Annotated in this window: 15 protein-coding genes and 1 pseudogene; 11 read left to right on the top strand and 5 right to left on the bottom strand. The window is 41.6% G+C overall.

Annotated features, from left to right (window positions below):
* Nucleotides 1-3 precede the first annotated feature (3 nt).
* The 6 genes from BM375_RS11930 to BM375_RS11905 all read left to right on the top strand — a co-directional run bounded on the left by BM375_RS11930 (nucleotide 4) and on the right by BM375_RS11905 (nucleotide 6,429).
* Nucleotides 4-1,548 carry an ATP-binding cassette domain-containing protein gene (locus BM375_RS11930; protein WP_093366356.1) on the top strand — a complete coding sequence of 515 codons (1,545 nt, stop codon included), beginning with the start codon at nucleotides 4-6 and terminating at the stop codon, nucleotides 1,546-1,548.
* A 96-nt stretch (nucleotides 1,549-1,644) separates the two neighbouring features.
* Nucleotides 1,645-2,721: a 3-isopropylmalate dehydrogenase gene (leuB, locus tag BM375_RS11925; protein ID WP_093366355.1), complete on the top strand. Its 1,077-nt coding sequence runs from the start codon at nucleotides 1,645-1,647 to the stop codon at nucleotides 2,719-2,721.
* 130 nt (nucleotides 2,722-2,851) lie between these two features.
* Entirely contained in the window at nucleotides 2,852-4,006 is a 1,155-nt protein-coding gene (locus BM375_RS11920) for a 2-isopropylmalate synthase (protein WP_093366353.1), read from the top strand.
* Between the two features lie 91 nt (nucleotides 4,007-4,097).
* Complete coding sequence (locus tag BM375_RS11915; RefSeq protein ID WP_093366351.1) at nucleotides 4,098-4,460, top strand: YraN family protein; 363 nt, start codon at nucleotides 4,098-4,100, stop codon at nucleotides 4,458-4,460.
* A 64-nt stretch (nucleotides 4,461-4,524) separates the two neighbouring features.
* Nucleotides 4,525-5,772, top strand: a complete 1,248-nt coding sequence (ilvA, locus tag BM375_RS11910) for a threonine ammonia-lyase IlvA (RefSeq protein WP_093366350.1) — start codon at nucleotides 4,525-4,527, stop codon at nucleotides 5,770-5,772.
* 135 nt (nucleotides 5,773-5,907) lie between these two features.
* On the top strand, nucleotides 5,908-6,429 hold the full coding sequence (locus BM375_RS11905; protein WP_093366348.1) for a DUF2911 domain-containing protein: 522 nt from the start codon (nucleotides 5,908-5,910) through the stop codon (nucleotides 6,427-6,429).
* Between the two features lie 37 nt (nucleotides 6,430-6,466).
* On the opposite strand, the gene BM375_RS11900 is transcribed toward BM375_RS11905, so the two are convergent.
* A complete protein-coding gene (locus BM375_RS11900; protein WP_093366347.1) occupies nucleotides 6,467-8,878 on the bottom strand; it encodes a S9 family peptidase in 2,412 nt (803 codons plus the stop codon).
* A 417-nt stretch (nucleotides 8,879-9,295) separates the two neighbouring features.
* Here BM375_RS11900 and BM375_RS11895 point away from each other — a divergent pair, with 417 nt between their 5' ends.
* The 5 genes and pseudogenes from BM375_RS11895 to BM375_RS11875 form a co-directional block, all read left to right on the top strand.
* A complete protein-coding gene (locus BM375_RS11895; RefSeq protein ID WP_093366345.1) occupies nucleotides 9,296-9,529 on the top strand; it encodes a glutaredoxin family protein in 234 nt (77 codons plus the stop codon).
* Between the two features lie 24 nt (nucleotides 9,530-9,553).
* Entirely contained in the window at nucleotides 9,554-9,964 is a 411-nt protein-coding gene (nrdI, locus tag BM375_RS11890) for a class Ib ribonucleoside-diphosphate reductase assembly flavoprotein NrdI (protein ID WP_244525893.1), read from the top strand.
* Nucleotides 9,924-12,029 carry a class 1b ribonucleoside-diphosphate reductase subunit alpha gene (gene nrdE, locus BM375_RS11885; RefSeq protein ID WP_093366344.1) on the top strand — a complete coding sequence of 702 codons (2,106 nt, stop codon included), beginning with the start codon at nucleotides 9,924-9,926 and terminating at the stop codon, nucleotides 12,027-12,029. Before nrdI ends, nrdE begins: the two co-directional genes overlap by 41 nt.
* Before the next feature lie 158 nt (nucleotides 12,030-12,187).
* The gene (gene nrdF, locus BM375_RS11880) at nucleotides 12,188-13,171 is read left to right on the top strand and encodes a class 1b ribonucleoside-diphosphate reductase subunit beta (RefSeq protein WP_093366342.1); all 984 of its coding nucleotides are present in this window, start codon (nucleotides 12,188-12,190) and stop codon (nucleotides 13,169-13,171) included.
* Nucleotides 13,172-13,305: 134 nt separating this feature from the next.
* Nucleotides 13,306-13,929, top strand: a pseudogene (locus BM375_RS11875) (M60 family metallopeptidase); the annotation flags it as partial.
* 87 nt (nucleotides 13,930-14,016) lie between these two features.
* Here BM375_RS11875 and BM375_RS11870 read toward each other — a convergent pair.
* From BM375_RS11870 to BM375_RS11855, 4 genes are all read right to left on the bottom strand, one after another.
* Nucleotides 14,017-15,183 (bottom strand): glycoside hydrolase family 76 protein, encoded by a 1,167-nt coding sequence (locus BM375_RS11870; RefSeq protein WP_093366339.1) that lies wholly within the window; start codon nucleotides 15,181-15,183, stop codon nucleotides 14,017-14,019.
* A gap of 49 nt (nucleotides 15,184-15,232) precedes the next feature.
* Nucleotides 15,233-16,861, bottom strand: coding sequence for a RagB/SusD family nutrient uptake outer membrane protein (locus BM375_RS11865; RefSeq protein ID WP_244525892.1), 1,629 nt, complete (start codon nucleotides 16,859-16,861; stop codon nucleotides 15,233-15,235).
* Between the two features lie 8 nt (nucleotides 16,862-16,869).
* A complete protein-coding gene (locus tag BM375_RS11860; protein ID WP_244525891.1) occupies nucleotides 16,870-19,866 on the bottom strand; it encodes a SusC/RagA family TonB-linked outer membrane protein in 2,997 nt (998 codons plus the stop codon).
* A 254-nt stretch (nucleotides 19,867-20,120) separates the two neighbouring features.
* Nucleotides 20,121-21,836, bottom strand: coding sequence for a GMC oxidoreductase (locus BM375_RS11855; RefSeq protein ID WP_093366336.1), 1,716 nt, complete (start codon nucleotides 21,834-21,836; stop codon nucleotides 20,121-20,123).
* Between the last annotated feature and the right edge of the window lie 2 nt (nucleotides 21,837-21,838).

Genomic DNA, 21,838 nt, shown 5'->3' with positions numbered 1-21,838 from the left:
ATTATGGTATATAAAAATCCTCCCCTAACCCCTCCAAAGGAGGGGAATAGTTCCTCCCCTTTGGGGAGGTTAGGAGGGGATTTTGTCCATATCAGCCATTTGAATCTCCAATACGCCGGGCAGGTTGTATTGGACGATCTTAATTGGTCAATACACAACGGTGAGAATTGGGTAATTGGCGGAAAAAGCGGCACAGGAAAAACATCTTTGGCAAAAGCCATCGCAGGACAGGAAAAATTCGCAGGTGAAATTACCTTTCATTTTAACGAACAGCTTAACCTGCCCGCCCGTGCTTATTATGTCTCCAATTGGTATCAATTTACCAATTTAGAGGGTGACCGCAACTTCTACTATCAGCAACGGTACAACAAGTTCCAGAAAAACGATACACTGACCGTCTATGCTGATCTCATGCATTTTGGTGCAAAAAATAACCTGCAATATGCCGATGTAGAGCACATCCTGCATGCTTTGGGGTTTGAAAATTGTAAAGATACACAGCTGATAGAGCTTTCCAGTGGAGAGCACAAGAAGTTGCAACTGGTACAAGCGCTTTGGCTTTGCCCACAATTACTGATTATCGACGAACCGTTTACGGGATTGGATAAGCAATCCAGAGCGAATCTATTAGACCTTTTCGACGAGATAAGCCACAAAGGTACGACATTGATTCTCATCACGAACGACCAACATCTTCCCTCCTGCATCAACCGTTTTGCAGAAATTGAAAACGGAAAGCTCAAAGTGGTACAAAGTGCAAGCGATTTCTCGCAAGACAATGCTCGGGAGAAGAAGAGTTTACCATATTTCCTGCAACGTGAACCTGCTGTTACCAGTCAGACTATGGTCGAGCTTAAAAATGTATCTGTTCGCTATGGCGACAAAGTGGTGCTGAAAAATGTAAGCTGGACTGTCCATGCAGGTGAAAAATGGCTTCTGCAAGGACCTAATGGGTCGGGGAAATCCACATTACTAAGCCTTTTGAACGGAGACCACCCGCAAGCCTATGCTTCGGACATCTGGCTATTCGGTACAAAACGTGGCTCTGGAGAAAGCATCTGGGATATTAAAGAAAAGATTGGCATTATATCGCCTGAGATGCACTGGTATTTTGACAAAAGTGCTACTGTATGGCATACCATAGCGTCAGGTTTTTACGACAGCATCGGTTGGTTTATTGATGTCAAGTATGAAGAGAAAAAACAGATAGAACAGTTACTGGATTTCTTTGACCTTTTGCCGAACAAAGACCAACTTTTGCACACCCTTCCCTTAGGGAAACAGCGTCTTGCATTATTAGCACGAACAATTATCAAGAATCCACAATTATTGATTTTGGATGAGCCGTGTCAGGGTTTGGATATTGCGCAGACCACGCATTTCAATGCTGTAGTGGATGAACTTTGCGCACATGGCAAAACTCTAATTTATGTAGGCCATTATGAAAGTCAGCTACCATCTTGTATAGATCATAAATTGATTTTGGAAAGAGGGGAAGTAATTCGAGACCCGAGTATAGCAATCTCATCGAAGGTAATTTGTAAATGAGATAATTTGAAGATTTGGAAATAAATGTAGGGGTAATCCCTTGTGGTTACCCGATTTAATCATCAGTATAAACAAAGAGTTTAGGAAGTAAAAAACATGAAAAAAAATATTTTAATCATTCCCGGTGACGGAATTGGACAAGAGGTAACAACTTGGGGTAAGCAGATTTTAGAGGCCATCGCAGAAAAGTATGGTCATGAATTCAGTTTCGATGAAGCCATCATGGGACATACGGCTATCGAAGCTACAGGTAATCCATTACCTGATGAGACATTGGATAAGGCAAAAGCTGCTGATGCGATTCTATTTGGCGCAATAGGTCATGCTAAATATGACAATGACCCATCAGCCAAAGTACGTCCAGAACAGGGGTTGTTAAAAATCCGTAAGGAATTAGGTTTGTACGCCAATTTGCGTCCGATTTTGTTGTTTGATGAACTCTTGGATGCCTCCAGCCTAAAACCGGAAGTGTTACGTGGAACAGATATTTTATTCTTCCGCGAACTCACAGGCGACGTTTATTTCGGCGAGAAAGTACGTAGCGAGGACAATACCTTCGCGTCGGATTTGATGAACTATCACCGTTATGAAGTGGAACGTATTGCACGCAAAGCTTACGATGCGGCACGTACGCGTAACAGAAAACTATGTTCGGTAGATAAAGCCAATGTTTTGGAAACTTCTCGCTTATGGCGTGATGTAGTGCAGGAGATCGCACAAGAATACCCAGATGTAGAAACAGAACACATGTTCATCGATAATGCAGCGATGCAACTGGTGAAAAACCCGAAAAAATTTGATGTGGTATTAACGGCAAACCTTTTCGGTGATATTTTGACCGATGAAGCATCTCAGATTGCAGGTTCTATGGGTATGTTGGCTTCAGCATCTATCGGAGACAGCACCGGTTTCTTTGAGCCAATCCATGGTTCAGCACACGATATTGCCGGACAAAATAAAGCGAACCCTCTGGCCTCTATCCTCTCGGCAGCTCTATTGCTGGATATTGCTTTTGGTCTTCAAGAAGAAGCAAAAGCCGTTACCACAGCTGTTGCAGATACATTAAAAGCAGGTTGGAGAACAGGTGATATTGCGAATCCAGAAACTCCCGCCGACCGTATATTGGGAACAAACGAGATGGGCGCTAAGGTGTTAGAGTTTTTGATTGGATAATTTGGAAATTTGAAAATGAATTACCGAAATACATGTCATTTTCAAATTTTCTCATTCGCAAATTTTCACATTACAATTTTTAACCGAGCTTTAGCGAGCTCATTTGAAAAATAATTTTTAATTTTAAACTATGTTACACGATCCGAATCACTTATATATTTTCGATACCACGCTTCGCGATGGCGAACAGGTACCGGGCTGCCAGCTGACCACTCCTGAAAAAATTGACATCGCCAAAGACTTAGAGCGTCTCGGTGTGGATATTATAGAAGCGGGGTTTCCAGTATCCAGTCCAGGAGACTTTCAGTCGGTCGTTGAGCTGTCCAAAGCAGTGAACAATGTCATCATCTGTGCATTGACACGTGCCAACAAAAATGACATTGATGTAGCTGCAGAGGCATTGAAATATGCCAAAAGACCACGTATCCATACCGGAATCGGGTCATCCGATGTGCATATACAATACAAATTCAACAGTACGCGCGAGGAAATTCTTGAGAGAGCGGTTGCTGCTGTAAAACACGCAAAAGGCTACGTAGAAGACGTAGAATTTTATGCGGAAGATGCAGGGCGTGCGGACTTGGAGTTTTTAGCAAAAATGGTCGAAGGCGTAATCGCTGCGGGTGCAACGGTAGTCAATATCCCAGATACCAACGGTTATTGTTTGCCTGAGCAATACGGTGCTAAAATCAAATACTTAAAAGAAAATGTAAAAAATATCGATCAAGCGATCATCTCTGCACATTGTCACAATGACTTAGGTCTGGCAACAGCAAATTCCATCGCTGCCGTGAAAAATGGTGCCCGTCAGGTAGAATGTACGATCAATGGTATCGGTGAGCGTGCCGGCAATACTTCGCTGGAAGAAGTAGCCATGATATTGAAAGTCCACAACAAAGAATTCGGTAATCTGACTTCCAATATCGACACCAAAATGTTCACTTATATCTCCCGCAAGGTCAGCGAGATGATGAACATGCCTGTACAACCAAACAAGGCTCTCGTAGGTCGTAACGCCTTTGCACACAGTTCGGGTATACATCAAGATGGTTTTTTGAAGCATCGTGAAACTTACGAAATCATCCGTCCGGAAGATGTTGGCCTGGAAGAAGCTGACATCATTTTAACGGCTCGTTCAGGTCGCCATGCGTTAAAACACCATTTGGAACGTTTGGGTTATCAATTGGATAAAGAGGCTTTGGCTTCTGTATATGAGAAGTTCCTCGTAATGGCCGATGCCAAAAAAGATGTAAACGACGATGATTTGCATGCGTTAGTGAAGTAGATGAAAGAAGAAGAACAAAGAAGAAGGACACTTGTCTCTTTCTTCTTTGTTCCTTCAATATCTCAAGACACCGCAATACCCAATACTACAAATGGCTACTCACCTGCAACTTGGACAATTTGGAGAACAGGAAGCCAAACGTTATCTCGAAGCTCAGGCTTACCAAATCTTGGCAACCAATTGGAGATACAAGCATTGGGAGGTAGACATCATCGCTAAAGATGCCGATATACTGGTCTTTGTAGAAGTAAAAATCCGTACATCAACGGCATTTGGTGAGCCCTTTAGCTTTGTCGACGAACGAAAACAACGAAACCTCATCAAAGCGGCAGAAGCTTATCTAAGAATAAACGGTCATGAAGGCGATATTCGGTTTGATATTGTCTCCATCCATGTACAAAATAACAAAGAAGCAAACGTACAACTGATAAAAGATGCTTTTTGGAGCAATTAGGCAACCCAGTGTACAACCTTTACCAAAATCCAATCACCTCTATACTTTTTGATTTTAATTTAAAATGGATTTATCAACACTAAACATTAATTCACTCCAAGCAAAAGAAAGGATAAAGGATGTCGTTACTCGCACACCTTTGCAGTACAATATCCATCTTTCTGAAAAATATGGTGCAGAAGTTTATCTAAAACGTGAAGATCTTCAGGTCGTCCGTTCTTATAAACTACGTGGCGCTTTCAATAAAATCAACAGTCTGTCCGAAACCGAAAGAGCCAAAGGTGTAGTCTGTGCCAGTGCAGGAAATCATGCGCAAGGCGTGGCTTTTTCCTGCAAAAAATTAGACATCAAAGGTGTGATTTTCATGCCAGGTCCGACCCCTCGTCAGAAAATTACCCAAACCGAGATGTGGGGAAATGGCAACATCGAAATCGTATTGACAGGTGATACATTTGACGACTGCCAAAAGGCAGCTTTGGAATATGCCAAACAGCATGACATGACCTTTATCCCGCCTTTCGACGATCTCAAGGTTATTGAAGGACAAGGTACAGTTGCCGTAGAAATCCTGGAAGATATGCCTGATGTGGAGGCTATTTTCATCCCTATCGGTGGTGGTGGACTGTCCTCCGGTTTGGGTTATCATATACGTAAATACGCCCCTTATGTCAAACTCTACGGTGTAGAGCCCGAAGGCGCTCCGTCCATGCAAGCAGCACTGGCCAATGGAGGCCCTATTGAATTGGAACATATCAACAAATTTGTCGATGGCGCTGCTGTGAAGAAAATTGGTGCATTGACGTACAATATCAGTAGCCAACTGTTAGATTCGGTAAAATCCATTCCGGAAGGGAAAATCTGTACAACCATCCTGCAATTGTACAATAAAGATGCGATCGTCGTCGAACCGGCTGGTGCGCTTTCAGTAGCCGCATTAGAATTCCATAAAGAAGAAATCAAAGGCAAGAAAGTTGTATGTATTGTCTCGGGAGGTAATAACGACATCGACCGCATGAGTGAAATCAAGGAAATGTCGTTGCTTTATGAAGGCTTTAAACACTACTTCATCGTGCGTTTTCCTCAACGCCCAGGAGCATTGCGTCTTTTGGTAACGGAAGTCCTTGGTGCCAAAGATGATATAACACGTTTCGAGTATATCAAGAAAACCGAACGCGAAAGAGGTCCCGCCCTCATTGGTATAGAGCTAAACGATCCGAAAGATTATACATCGCTTATCGAACGATTGAAATCCTATAAATTTGACTTCATCGAGATCAATAAAGACCAAACCTTGTTTGAGTATTTGGTTTAATCTGATAAATTTTTGTTTTAACAACCTTCAGAAGTTTTGAAAACTTCTGAAGGCTTCATTTTTTTACCACTTCTCCCAAACTAAATTCCACCGAAAACCGTTATCTTTAGGTAAAGATATAAACACATAAAAGTTATGAAAAAAACAGTCCTGATTTTAAGTTTCCTGACATTCCTATGCTCCTTTGGGTGGGCCCAGAGCGACAAAAGCCAAAGACCAAGTCCTCCTGACAGCGTCAAAGTAACGACCGAAGATGGTGTTACCATTGACATCCACTACAGCAAACCTTCCTTGAAGGGAAGACAGCTTGGGGTTGATATTGCTCCTGCCGGACAAGTATGGCGTACCGGAGCCAATGAGGCGACCACGTTCGAAGTCGATAAAGATGTAACCGTAGACGGAAAACCTCTTCCTGCAGGCAAGTACAGTATCCACAGTATTCCCGGCGAATACCAAACTACTGTTATCTTCAACAAAGTCTGGAAGAAATGGGGAACACAGTATGACCAGAACGAAGATGCGTTACGGGTTGACGTCAGCAATAGTTCAACTGGTTCTATGCAAGAACAGCTCAACGTCAGTGTTGCACCTTCGGGGTTAGTAACCTTCGCATGGGGTGAGTATGCTGTTCCTTTCACCGTAAAGGCTGCAAAATAAAAGATAGAAGGGGATGCTAAGCATCCCCTTCTATCTTTTATTTATTCTTCAAATATTTCTCCAAAAACTGATCCTGTTCCCAAAGCGTGTGCATAATGCTTTCTTCAGCAGCATAGCCATGCGATTCAAATGGGAGTAAGACCATCCGAACAGGAGCTCCCAAATTCTTCAGTGCCTGAAAGTAACGCTCAGTCTGTAAGGTAAATGTTCCCGGGTTGTTGTCTGCGTCACCATGAATCAACAACATCGGGGTTTTCATTTTATGTGCATTCATAAACGGCGACATGCGGTTATACAGATCCGGATTATCCCAATAATTACGTTGTTCCATCTGGAAACCAAAAGGTGTAAGCGTACGGTTATATGCCCCCGAACGAGCAATACCAACGGCAAACAAATCCGAGTGTGTTAATAGATTAGCCGTCATGAAAGCACCATAAGAGTGTCCACCGACACCTACCCGACTACGGTCTATATACCCCAATTTATCAACCGCATCGATAGCTGCTGCACCATTAGCAACCAATTGCTCAATAAATGTATCGTTAGGCTCTTCATCGCCTTCACCGATGATCGGGAAAGCTGCGTCGTCCAACACGGCATATCCCTTAGCTGCCCAATAGACAAAAGAACCATAATAAGGAAATGTGAACTCATTCGGATTTGCTGTACTTTGACCAGCCGTAGCACGGTCTTTATACTCCGTAGGATACGCCCAAATCAATAGTGGCAATTTTTCGGTTTTAGCCGTTTTATCGTATCCGGCAGGGAGATAGAGTGTACCCGACAAGTCAACACCATCCGCACGTTTATAATGGATAACTTCCTTATGTACGCCTTCTAAACCTTTAAAAGGATTAGCAAAATTGGTCAAAGCCTTTGCTTTATTATTTTTGAAATTCTTCATGTAGAAGTTGGGGTATTCGGTCTGTGATTCTACAGAAACCAGCAAATCCCCTTTTTTCACATCTACCAGAGAAACAATACTCTCTTTCTTCCCAGGATTGTTAACGGTATACAAACGTTTTTTACTCAGCGTTCCCAAATCCATTTCTTCAACATAAGGGAACTGTCCTTCTTTCGTATAGCCTTGCGATACCCAATAGCTTTTCCCCTTATCAACATACATTACATAATTGCCATATGCATTCCGCTCCGTATACACCGAACCTGGGTGGCTATATACATCTTGTGAATTTCTCTCAGAAATCAACTTACTTTCTTTGGTCTGTGGGTTGAGGGCGAAAATCTTTTCATTTCGTGTATCGTACCACATCGTGTAAACTAACGCATGCGTCTGATCACCCCATATTACTCTTGAAAAACGATCGGCTACCTTCGTCAATGATACCGGTTGCCCATCAAAAGGCGCATCCCACGAGAACAGCTCATCCCGATATTCTACTTTTTTCGACGCATCACCTTCATCCAAGGCCTCTACATAATACACCGATGCCGCTTTATCACCACGCCAATACATCCCTCTTTTTCCTTTGCGCGTAGACGAAAATCCTTTCGGTTGTATCTCGTTCAAAGGTACTTCGTTGACAACTTTCACCAAATTGCCCTGCAAATCGTAAACGGCGGTTTCTTGTGGGAAAGAGTAAAGTGGCACAACATAAGAAAAAGGTTTCTTGATAGTGGTTACCATCAGATACTGTCCGTCAGGAGAGAAAGCCTGCATACCGTAGATAGCTTTGTCTAAGAATTTCTCCTGCTTACCGTTTAGATCTACAGTATACAATTCCGATTGTGCTAAGGTCTCAAAATTCGCTTCATCCTGTGGATTTTTCAACAAATCCTGATAAGTACGCAACTGCGAAACCTGACCACCACTTGTGGAAACGATAGGCCCTGTAGGCAAATCTTTGCTGCTGTCAATGAGCTTGGCCCTATCAGTCGGCAACTTATTGACCAACAACTTTGATCCATCTTTATACCAGGAGTATGGCATCCCCATATTGGCATTCAGATCTGCTTCACTCAGTTTGCGGGCCTGTGCAGTCGCCAATTCCACTACCCAAAGCTCTACCCCTGTTCCAGTAGTATGGGTAAACGCTAATAGCGAACCATCCGGGGAAAAACTTGTGTTGGAAATACGGACCTGTTGCGGCAGTCCGCTCACCTGGATTTCTTCATCCGACCCCAATTTTTTCAATTTGATATTGTTGACATAGGTCGTTGTGCTGGATATATTGGTCACCGGATTAATTCGCAGACCTGCCAACCGCACCTCCTCCTGATTGAGCTCGTCCAGACTTTTATACGTCGAGCGATAAGATAAAACCATCCAACTTTTGTCTTGATTGAGCATTACGCTCGGCGGGCGTTGGTAATCCGCAAGGCTTAAAATTTCTGGGCTAGGTCTCTGGTATGTGACATTTTCCTGCGCATACATCGTCCCCATTCCCAATAAAGAGACAAGTAGTAAATTAAAAATTAGTTTCATGGTATTTAGTTTTTTTGAAGTTAACGATTTATAAAGTCACATCAAAAAAAATAGCAGAAAAGCATTCTTTCGAGAGTCAAATCACTGAGGGACAAAATCTAGAAAAAGATAATGATTTATCATTATAAATTGTCAGATTTAGACTACATGAATTAATATACAAAAATCGTACAAAAAAATAAATTTTAAAGTTATCCACATACTACTAACAGCTAAACAACAGCCATTTACAAATATTATCACAACAACAAACGCGTTTTAAGCGAGATACTTTTTTAGTTGTGGAAAAGTATCACTACCGCTCCCTGATAAAATATAAGATATTTGTTTTGCTTGATTCGAATCAGGGTCAAGTTTCGTGTTTTAACTTCATTAGGGATTTGCAAAAATTCCGATATATTAAACTTAACATATAACATGGCAAGAATCATTAAATTCGAAAAGAATGACTGTGCACCATGCGCACAAGTGTCGGCTTACCTAGACAACAAGGGTATTAGCTATGAGTCTATCAATCCGTTCGACCAGCCGGATCTCGCTGCTAAGTTTAAAATCAGAACAGTTCCTACCGTTCTTGTGCTTGAAAACGAAGAAGTACAACAACGTATCATCGGTTTCAAACCCGAGGAATTGGCTACGATTGCACAATAAGTTTTACCACAAAACAAAGGAGTAATGATGGTTCATCTATATTACGATTCAAGAACAGGTAATGTTCAGCGTTTTATCGACAAAGTGATACAGATAACAGGCTGGCAAGCACATAAAATCGACGAAGGTCTGGAAATCCACGAAGCCGGACACTTGATTACCTATACCACAAAGATAGGTTCCATGCCTGATAAAACGAAGCTGTTTATGGATGACCATGCCGAAAAGATATACTCCGTTACATCAAGTGGAAACAGAAACTGGGGCAGAAACTTCGGTTTAGCAGCCGATAAAGTATCCGAAGATTACGATATTCCATTAGCTATGAAATTCGAACTTTCTGGCACAATGGAGGATATCAATCAATTTATTGACATTATAAAGAACCAATACAATGATAGCAAACGAGGTAGCAAAAAACTGGATATTGCTTAATAATGAAATCATGATTAAGCATGATGACGAGTACAGCTTGCATAAAGATAAAGAAGCTGTGCGCGCCTATTTCTTGGAGCACGTCAACAAGAACACCGTTTTCTTTTACACATTGAAAGAGAAAATCGACTATCTGATTGAAAACAACTATTACATCAATTTCTACGAATGGTTTACCTTCGAAGAGATGGAACAAGTGTACAACTATGTGCATGCCAAAAAGTTCCGTTTTCAATCCTTTATGGCCGCTTTCAAGTTTTTCCAGAGCTACGCCCTTCGCGATGACTCCGGTGAGAAATTCTTAGAGCGCTACGAAGACCGCGTGGTGGCCGTATCACTATTCTTAGCCCGTCAGGAAGGTGTACAGAAAGCTATCGAGTATGCGGAAATCATGATTAATCAAGAATATCAACCTGCTACCCCGACATTCTTGAACGCCGGTAAAAAACGTTCCGGTGAGTTAGTTTCCTGTTTCCTGGATGAAATTGGGGACAACTTAAATGGTATTGGTTATGCTGTGGATTCAGCGATGAAATTATCCTCTATCGGTGGAGGTGTTTCGTTCAATATATCCAAAATACGTGCCCGAGGTGAAGCCATAAAAGGTGTAGACGGGCGTGCAGGCGGTGTATTGCCAATCATGAAAATTATGGAAGACACCTTCTCTTATGCCAATCAATTGGGACAACGCCCAGGTGCAGGAGCCGTGTATCTAAACATCTTCCATTCAGATATTGAAGAGTTCTTAGACTGTAAAAAAATCAACGTCGACGAAAAAGTACGTATCAAATCCTTGTCTATCGGTATTATTGTGCCGGATAAGTTTATGGAACTCGCCGAGAAAGATGAAGCATGTTATCTTATCTATCCGCATACCGTTATGCAGGAATATGGTCAGTTTTTGGACGAGATGGACATGGATGAAATGTACGACGAGTTGATTACCAACCCGAACGTCAAAAAGAAAAAAATCAATGCCCGTCATCTGTTGGTGAAAATCGCTCAGACACAAAAAGAGTCGGGTTACCCGTATATCTTTTTCAAAGAAAACACCAATCGTGCACATGCACTAAACGGCTTGGGAAGAGTAAAATTCTCAAACCTATGTACAGAAATCATGCAGATTTCAGAAGTATCGGATATCGAAATATATGGTAAAGAAGATACAATCCGTTACGGCATCTCCTGTAACTTAGGTTCGCTGAACATCGCTACCGTTATGGATAACAAGCGTATTAAGGAGACCGTAAAAACAGCTATGCGTGCGTTAACAGTTGTTACCGATGTTACCAACATCGATATGGTTCCTTCTATTGCCAAAGCGAATAGAGAATTGCATTCCGTTGGTTTAGGTGCGATGAACCTACATGGTTTCTTAGCAAAAAGCTTCATTATGTACGAATCGACAGAAGCTTTGGATTTCGCCAATACCTTTTTCATGATGATGAACTATTATTCGTTGGAAGCATCCATGGAAATCGCTAAAGAGCGCGGTAGAACATTTGTTGGTTTTGAGAAGTCTGCTTATGCAGACGGAACTTACTTCGACAAATACACCTCAAGAGAATATACACCGCAAACAGACAAAATAAAAGAACTATTTGACGGTATACATATCCCGACAAGCCAAGATTGGGCTAACCTAAAAGCACAAGTAGCAGAACATGGCATTTACCATGCTTATCGCTTGGCAATTGCTCCGAATCAGTCTACTTCTTATATCATGAACGCGACTGCATCCGTCATGCCTATTGTTGATGTTATTGAAGTTCGTGAATACGGCGATAGTACAACTTACTACCCTATGCCATACTTGACAAATGACAATTACTTCTACTTCAAGTCAGCATACGATATGGATCAATACAAAGTCTTGAAGCTAATCTCCGTCATCCAACGTCATATTGATCAAGGGGTGTCAACAATCCTGCATACTAATTCGAAGGACAGCACAAGAGATTTAGCAAAATACTACATCTATGCACACAAATTAGGGTTGAAATCATTGTATTATACCCGCACACGTAAGTCCAATATCGAAGAGTGTATCTCTTGTTCAGCGTAAATCCCCCCTCCCCCCAAAGGGGGAGATATTAAGATAAACAATTCCCCTTTGGGGGTAGAGGGAAGATTAAAGACAATAAATTAAAAAACATAAACCTGCTCCCTCTCCTTTGCAGTGCCTCGGCTCTGACGAGGGAGAGGGCTGGGGAGAGGAAAAAAATGAAACAATATACAGCCGTAAACTGGAACACGCCGGAGAATGATTATGTATTGATGTTTTGGGAGCAAAACATCAAGCAGTTTTGGATTGATACGGAATATATTCCTTCAAAAGACATCGACAGCTGGAAAGGGTTGAGCTGGGATATGAAGGAATGTTATAAAAAGGCATTGGGTGGCTTAACCTTGTTGGATACTTTACAGAGCCATACAGGTATGCCTAAGATTATCGACCACATCAGCGGTTTGCAAAATAAAGCCGTCTTGTCGTATATGTGTATGATGGAAGCTATCCACGCGAAATCATACTCGACAATTTTCACGACAGTATCGACAACCAACGAAATCAACGATGTATTCGGTTGGGTACAGGAAAACAAATTCCTGCAATACAAAGCATCCACCATCGACAAATATTACCGGGCAATAGACAAGGAGCATATCTCCAATGAAGAGCTGTTCATGGCTTTAGGAGCATCCGTTCTTTTGGAATCCTTCCTATTCTATTCGGGGTTCTTTTTGCCGCTATGGTTATGTGGACAAGGGCAGATGGTAGCGTCAGCCGATATCATCAAGAAAATCATTGCCGATGAATCTATCCACGGTGTATTCGTAGGATTGATCGCACAGGAAGTTTTTGACAAACTACCAAACAAAGAAGAAGTAAAAGCTCGTTTTCTGACCTTATTGAATGATTTGTATGAAAATGAAATCAAATACACCGAAGAACTATATACTGTTGTTGGCTTAACAGCAGAAGTGAAAGAATATGTTCGCTACAACGGAAACAAAGCCTTAATGAACTTGGGTTTTGATCCTATCTTTGAGGTGAAGCAGGTTAACCCGATTGTATTAAACGGATTGAATACCGAAACGACACAACATGATTTCTTCTCAAAGAAATCAACCAACTATGAGAAAGCAACAGAAATCGTCCACTTAAAAGATGATGATTTCAAAATGGAAGTTTCCGTAGAGATATAAAAAAGAAGGAGAGCAATGCTCTCCTTCTTTTTTATATCTCTACAAAAGTTTATGCTTCTCCATAAAAGCATTATACTCCTTCTCCTCCTTGCACATCTTATCGTCCACGGGACTGGGGTGGTGACCATTTTGTAAAATTAGTACCACTATGGCAACTGCAACTTTACTTCGCTGTAGCAGGTGAAGGCCATGACTGGGGCAATAAAGATTTTTTTGGTGATGTTTTTATTCGCGCAATCGACAACCCAACAATCAATGCCGAACAGGATAGCTATTACCAATTGGAATTTATTAAAAATGCATGTGATGTCGCAAAACTCGATCTGACAGACTTCTTTGAAAAATCAGGTATACTTGCTCCTATTGACCTCATCGTGGATGATTACACCGTAGGCCGTATGAAAATCACTCCTCAGGATATAGGAGAAGTCAAATCGCATGCCTCTAAATACAACAAGCCCTCCACACCAGTATTGCATTATTTGACGGCAAACAGCGTAGACATTTATAGAGATGAAAAACCGCTTTCCGCAGCACAAGGTATTAGCTACGAACGGGGAGAAGACAGGATAATCATTGACAATGAAAAGTGGGAAAATGCAGTGGCTTTTGAAACCTACGCTGGCAATAAGTTGATAAAGGTTGCATTTCGAGGAGCTGGCTCCAGCGATGTCAAGAACACGGTTGTTCATACACCTGACGGTACCACAGCCGTAAAAGCTGTTGGTTGGGATGGAACACGCGTGAATGTTCTTTAGCTAAAAAGAAAGGGTTGTTCAACTGAACAACCTTTTCTTCCTAGAAATTTAGATCTTTTTTATTGACCAATAATATTAGATGCGAGTTTATTCTCCTACTCCTGCCATCCGGGCATACATCTCTGCTAAGGCAAGCTGATCCAATAGCCACTTCCTTGTCGTCTTTTCATTTCCAGACCAATCCTTATTGAACAAACCGCTCGGCTCACGCATATTACCCCAGGCGAAGTCAAGGTTCTTCTGAAAACATTTGATATAAACATCATTTTTATCTTCTTGGTAGAGCTGAACATACCCCCTTAACATAACGGCGATAAACCAATTATCACTTTTTTTCAGGAAACGGAAACCATATTCATTTTGGTTCTCCTCAAAGAAAAAAGAATAAGCAAATAACGCTGAGTTTTGTGCATCCTGCAAGTAAGCAATATCCTTAGTAATAGAATAAAGCATCGCTCCTGCCTGAATCATTTGTCCGGTATTATAGGGATATTTACGTTTATCCACTTTTCCTCCCAGATTGATGTTATCATAATAAAGAAAATCCTCCCCATCCTGTAAATTTTTCTTTGTCCATTGATAAAGGGTAATCCCCAAATCCAAATATTTCTTTTCTTTAGTCGCCTCATACAGCTTCAGCAAAAGCACTACAGCGGGAGCATTTGAACAGGTATTCTTGGACTCCTTCCTTTGTTCGCACCAATAGATCCCTCCGCCCAATTGACTATCCATCCCACTTTCCACAAAAGCCCAGACCTCGATAGCTTTATCCAAGTATTTTACCTGTTTTGTGGTGAGATAGAGATCAGCGAAATCTATTCCTATCCATATATTATCATCATAGAAACGGTCTGATTGTGGCGCTTCTTGTATATAAGAGGCGTAACCATAGGGAATACGCTTATCAAAGTATTGTTCTAAACCAGGCAGCAAACGGTTTTCTATTTTCTGCAACACAGTCTCTTCCCTAGTATTTTCATAATACGCTACTTGAGCCGATAACGCTCCCGAAAAAGGCCATAAGTAAGCATAAGGATTGGTTTGCTCGACAACTCCATTTCCAAGATAATCCGCTTTATAACTCAAGCTAACTGGATAATTTTCACGCAACAATGCCGTTCCCTCCACGGCATAGTGGCTGTAAATCGAGTCTAATGTCTCCGATGCACGCAGTAAGTTCAGACCAGATTGTGCTTTTGTTTTTATACTAATTAGTGCTATAAAAGCACAAAACAAGAATATTTTAATAGGCATTGTTTTTATAATTAAAAGGCCTCCTTTTGGAGGCCTTTATAGTCTGTTATTAATAGCCAGGGTTCTGATCCAGGTTTGGATTAATCGCTCTCTGATTTGCAGGAATAGCAAAGAGTTCTTTATTGGCATCATTTGTTGGTTTATGGTCCCACCAAGTACCATTCGTAAATTTGCCAAAACGAATCATATCTGTTCTGCGCTTCCCTTCAAAAATAAATTCACGACCTCTTTCCTCTAACATTTCATTCAATGTCAGAGAAGATACCGTATATTGAGCTGTTGGCCAGTCTGCTGCAGAAAATGCTCGTTTTCGGGACTCATTCACTAAAGCGACTGCTTCCGTAGTAGCCGTACCCCCATTTTTCCGCATCAGCGCTTCGGCTTTATTGAAATAAATCTCGGTTAAACGATAAATGATATAGTCGTTTTCTTGATAATTAGCATCATCTAACGTACCTGATTTATATTTATTGAAACGTGCACCGGAATTTTCTTCACCTTCTGCCATAGATCCCTCAGAAGTAAGGTCACCTTCACTCTCCCTGCGTATAGAATTTACATAGGCAAAAGGTTTGCCATCCCATTCCTCTGTTCCCAAAACCGGGTCAGTCGTCCCGTATTTATATTGAGGACCGAAAAGGAACCAGTCCTTCTTACGCAGGTCATTGTCGGCAAATGCGTCAAAAGCAGTCGGAATCACCACAAATGCATTCCATCCACCGTATCCAACTTTTAATACATCTTTAATATTGTCATATCCCATGAAGAAACCGCCCCAATCAAATGTAAAACCAGCTTTTCTGCTATATTGGAACTGGAACAAAGATTCCGGGTTTGCATCATTGGTGTTTGAAAACAACGAATTGATGTCAGGAGATAATTTAGGTGCTCCGCCGATTCCTCCAGCTTGCCCTGAAATAATCTTATCGCACGCCGCGATACAGTCATCCCAGCGGGCAGTCCCGGTCCATTTCTCTGCATTCAAGTACAACTCTGATAACATCGCGTAACCCGCCGCCATATTAATCTGTCCTATATTCTGCGCACTCGTTACCGGAAGAAGCGGAATGTTTTCAACAAACTCCTGTTCTACAAATTGGAAAACTTCTGCTCGGGGTCTTGTTTCCGGATTAATCGGGTCAGCTACTTTTGTAACAATAGGGACATTTCCCCAAAGATCCATAATTTTTAAATAATGGAAACCACGCATAACCTTCAATTGTGCCACAAGCGTGGTCCGTTCTTGCTCTGTTAACCCAATTTTAGCAATATCTAAGCCTTCAATATCGGCAATAGCATTGTTAACAAGCCCAAGTCCCATCCACATTAATCCCCATGCTCCTCTTAGTCTGCTTTCATTATCTGTCCAGGTATGATAGTGTAACCTAAAGTGATCTCCACCATCATAGCCATGCCGTCCTTTCTGAGGCCATGCCAATTGATCTGCACTCAGTTCAGAGTGGTAATAATATCCGTTTTGACCGGTTGGCGCTAACCAAGCCTGCATATGGGTGAACGGACGTAATGCCGCCTGATTAACTTCTAACTTATTATTATAGAAGTTCTCCGTTTTTATATTACTGTATATGGTTTCATCAAGGTCTGTACACCCCGTCAAATGGACACCCATTGCTAACAAAACCCCTAATTTTATATATGTCTTTGTCTTTTTCATCATTCTTTCAATTAAAAGCCTATATTTAATCCAATTGCCCAAGATTTAGTGCGTGGATAAAAACTACGACCGTCAATACCCGCATCAAAACCTGTATCCTGAAGTTCCGGATCAAGTCCCGAATAACTTGTAATTGTCGCAATATTTCTGCCGGCAACATACAGATATAAATTCCTCACATAATTTGTGTTCAGTTTAAAATTATAGCCTAATGTTAAATTATCTAATTTCACAAATGAACCGTTCTCCAAATAATAGTCAGAGAATTGCGGGCTTTCTGTTAAGTTATCATGCTTTTCAAAGGCACTTTTAAATACATTGTTTGGAATCCAGTTTTTATTACCGAAGAACATATCAGCAGTATTCAAAATGTCATATTTAAACTTACCACGTAAGAAGATGGTTAAATCAAATCCTTTATAAGTAAACCGGTTACTTAAAGACGCTTGGTATTTAGGCACACCGTTTCCAATATAGTATCGGTCGTTATCATTAACTTCTGACGATGTACCAATGCTGCCATCAGCACGATGAAACAACCATTTACCATCATCCGTTAAACCTGCATAACGTTTGCCATAAAACGAACCAATTTCTCCACCTTCTTCCAAACGAAGGGCAGCTCCTAAATTCCCTGGTGATGGCAATCCGCCAAATTCTAACCAATTACTTTTAAAGGTGTCGTTAGAAAGCTTAACTAATTTATTCTGTTGGTAATTTCCTGCAAACTGGATATTCCATTGGAAGTCTCCTCTATTCATAGCAAGAGCAGCTATTGTTAACTCAACCCCTTTGTTACTTACCTCGCCAACATTATACCAGATACTTGAGGTCACAAACCCGGGCTGCTGGGCAGTATATTGGTGCAACAAATCTGTCGTATTTCGTTTATATAGATCCAATGAACCAGTGATCCTGTTATTTAAGATCCCAAAATCAACCCCGATATTCGTCTCCGCTTTTTGCTCCCATTTTAGGTTCGGGTTCGGGTTCGTAGCCAGACCGTATGTCTGATAGTATACGCCATCCTGTGGATAAACACCACCTGTCCCTAACAGGATTAGAGAACGGTAATTAGGGAAACCTTGGTTACCGGTGACGCCATACCCTACACGTAGTTTCAAATCACTTAATACAGCGTGACCTGTTAAGAACTCCTCATTAGAAATATTCCATCCTGCCGAAATCGCCGGGAAGTTACCCCATTTGTGGTTTGCACCAAAACGCGAAGAGCCTTCTCTACGCAAAATAGCAGAAGCAAAGTACTTATCTGCATAATTATAATTTACCCTTCCAAAGAAAGCGATCAACTTATTATCTTCTTTAAAGGATCCCTGTCCTGGTCGAGGTAACTTATCGTTTCTCAATGCTGTACCTGCATTCATATCCCAGTCCCACGTCGCATCCGTTGTGAAACCATTGTTGGACATTTCGAATCGTTCGTATCCATTATACTGATAACTGTAGCCTAATAACCCGGTCACATTATGTACCTCATTAAATGTTTGGTTATAATTCAACATCGATTCAAAGGTCTGCGTCCAGCTCAACTCATTGCGCTTAAACGCGTACGCCATCCCTTGATAATCAGAATTTGCCCGCTGATCCCAATCTTTGGTAGATCTATACTGTCTATCATTCCAGTTATTTCGCAGATAACTACCAAAAGCCGTTACAGATAGGGGCTCTATAATCTTAACACGTAAACTTGCATCCCCGGAAAATGTCTGCTGATTACGCTCATCTATACGATTCGCTAAGCGATCCATAGGGTTAAAGTTATTATAGCCCTGTGTTTGATAGAAGGTACCATCTTCGTTATAAATCGGAGCCGTTGGGTTCCGCTGTATAGACTGCTCGAAGTATTCTGTTTTTCCACCTAATAAATCTGCCTTGTTAAAGTTGGCTGCAATATTCGTGCTAAACGTAATTCTGTCTTCCAGGCCTCTTTGGGTAAAGTTTATACGTCCCCCAAATTGCTCTCTTCCATTCTGCTTAGCGATACCATTGGCATCTTCATAATTGATGGAGGCTCTATACGTCGCTTTTTCACTTCCGCCACTGGCACTGAAATTATGAAAATTAGAAAAGTTATTCTTATCAATAACTTCATCATACAAATCAGTAGAAGCACCTAAATCTAAATTAGGCCGATCTAACCCTTTTACAATTAACTCTCTGAATTCACTTGCAGAAAGCATTTCCGGTTTTTTATCGACAAATTCCCGTTGTCCATAAGTCATATAGTCAAATTGGGATGTCCCGGCTTTACCTTTTTTCGTTGTAATGAGAATCACCCCACCATTACCTCGCGTTCCATAAATGGCCGCTGCAGAACCATCCTTCAAAACGTCGATGGATTCAATATCACCTTGCTTAACCAAGTCTAAACTTCCTCCCGGAATACCATCAATGACGATTAAAGGTGTATTGGTTCCATTAATCGAGGCCATACCCCTCAACTGGATACTTGTTCCCGAGTTTGGATTGCTTCCTTGTGTACGAGTGACATTTAATCCGGCCACCTTTCCCTGTACTAAGTCTAAAGGATTACGCATCCCTCCCTGATTAAAATCTTTTTCTTTGACCGAAGCAACGGCTGAAGTTACTTCACTTCTGCGTTGGGTACCATAACCGACAACAATAACTTCATCCAACGAAGAAGCATCAGCAGTTAAACCCAAATTGGCAATGCTGGTCGTAACGGTGTGTTCTGTGGTTTTGTAACCTAAGGAAGTTGCCACCAAGACTTGTCCAGTATTCGCCTGAATACTGTATCGCCCGCTTTCATCAGTCTGGGTAGCTTGACTTGTACCCTTAACGGTAATTGTTACACCGGGAATAGGTGCCCCGGTATTTACATCACGCACTACCCCCGATACATTAAGTTGTGCATCGGCAATCTCCAAAGAAAGCCGAGGGTGAGTGAATGAGGTGTCTGCAAGCGCTTGGTTATAACCACTTGCAGCCAACAAGGAAAGCGGAATAATCCACAGTTTTCCCTTCATCTGTTTTAATTTGTCAGTGTGCCACATAAGATTTATGTTAGTTTATATTGAGTTTCCCTTAACCATTTTAGTCAGCTAAACAATAACATACAAAAGTGCATCTCTCTAATAATTTTAAATGCAATAGGTTTATGTCCGTTTATAATTAGTGCTAATTAACACAATTTAATCGTTTTAGCAAAATTTTAATATAAAAAAAATCCTTTCTTTTTGTAGAAAGGATTTCTTCAGCGAATAGCTATGCAACCGTTTGTTTATATATTGCCCTTTTTCAGTTCCTGTACAGCATAATCGACCGAACGAGCAGAAAAGGCCATGTAGGTAAGCGAAGGGTTTTGGGTCGATGTAGAAGTCATACAAGCACCATCCGTGACGAATACATTCGACACCGCATGCATTTGATTCCATTTATTCAACATGGATGTTTTAGCGTCATTCCCCATGCGCACACCACCCATCTCATGAATATCCAGTCCCGGAGCCTGCCAACGGTCATCCCTACGAATATTGGTGAACCCAGCTTCGGTAAACATCTCTTCCATCGTGTCCAAGTAGTCCTTTTTCATTTTCTCATCGTTATCATCATAATCAATGGAAATTTTTAACAAAGGAACGCCCCAAGCATCTTTTTGATTGCTATCCAAAGCCACATAACTGTCCACTTTCGGAATCGTTTCCCCCATCATGTGGGAGCCTACCCCCCAATTGCCCAGCTGAGGGTTTAACAACGATTCTTTCAAATCTACACCCAAACCAGAACGATCAGAACTTGCAGATCGGTACGCTCCAAAGCCAGCGGCGTACCCACGAAGGTAGTCCGTCTCCTGCTTATATAAGTTTCGAAAACGAGGAATATATCCCCCACCCGCCGGATTTCTACCCTCGGTTTTGAAATCCAGCAAACCTTCGTACTCAGCATAAATCCGTGCACTATAATTATGGAAGGCCACGTATTTGCCTAAAGTGTCACTATCATTTCCTAATCCATTTGGAAAACGATTGGAGCGAGAATTCAGCAGAATAAGGTTCGTATTGATTGCCGCCGCATTGACAAAAATCAGTTTGGCATAGAAATCGATTTCCTCTTTGGTATTTCTATCGATCACACGAACACCGATGGCTTTGCCCTTATCTTCATCATATAATATAGAATGGACAACCGCATCTGGTCTTAAAGTCATATTTCCGGTCTTTGCAGCCCATGGCAAAGTTGATGCGTTGGAACTAAAATATCCGCCAAATGGGCAACCACGCTCACATAAAGTACGATTTTGGCATTGTGTCCTGCCTTGCTGTATATGAATCGGTTGTGGTTGTGAAATATGGGCACAGCGCGCCGTAATCAGCTTCCTTTCCGGATATTTTGATTCGACGGTCTGCTTGAAATACTTTTCTACCACATTCAATGGGTAGCCCGGAAGGAATTCTCCATCCGGCAATTCCGGCAAACCGTCTTTATCACCCGATATTCCGGCAAACCGCTCCACATAATCATACCAAGGTTTCAAATCAGCATATCGGATAGGCCAATCAACGGCAAAACCATCCCGTGCAGGACCTTCAAAATCAAAGTCAGACCAACGCTGGGTCTGTCTTGCCCAAAGTAAAGATTTCCCTCCTACTTGATAACCACGAATCCAATCAAATGGCTTTTCCTGTACATAAGGATGTTCTTGGTCTTTTACAAAAAACTGCTCTGTTGCCTCTTGAAAAGCATAACATTTACTCGCAATCGGATTGTCCTGCTTCAACTGATAAGTCACTTCGTTCCGATGTTCAAATTCCCACGGATTCATATTGGTCGTAGGGTAGTCTTTAATGTGTTGCACATCACGGCCACGCTCCAAAACAAGCGTTTTCAAGCCACGTTCACAAAGCTCTTTTGCCGACCAGCCTCCGCTAATCCCCGACCCTATCACAATAGCATCGTAGGTTCTATTTTTTTCCGAATCTATATTTAGGTTTGCCATAG

It is taken from the genome of Sphingobacterium wenxiniae (genome assembly GCF_900116225.1).
Taxonomy (GTDB): domain Bacteria; phylum Bacteroidota; class Bacteroidia; order Sphingobacteriales; family Sphingobacteriaceae; genus Sphingobacterium; species Sphingobacterium wenxiniae.
Note: the sequence above shows the minus strand (reverse complement) of the source record. Positions and strands in the feature narration are given on the sequence as shown.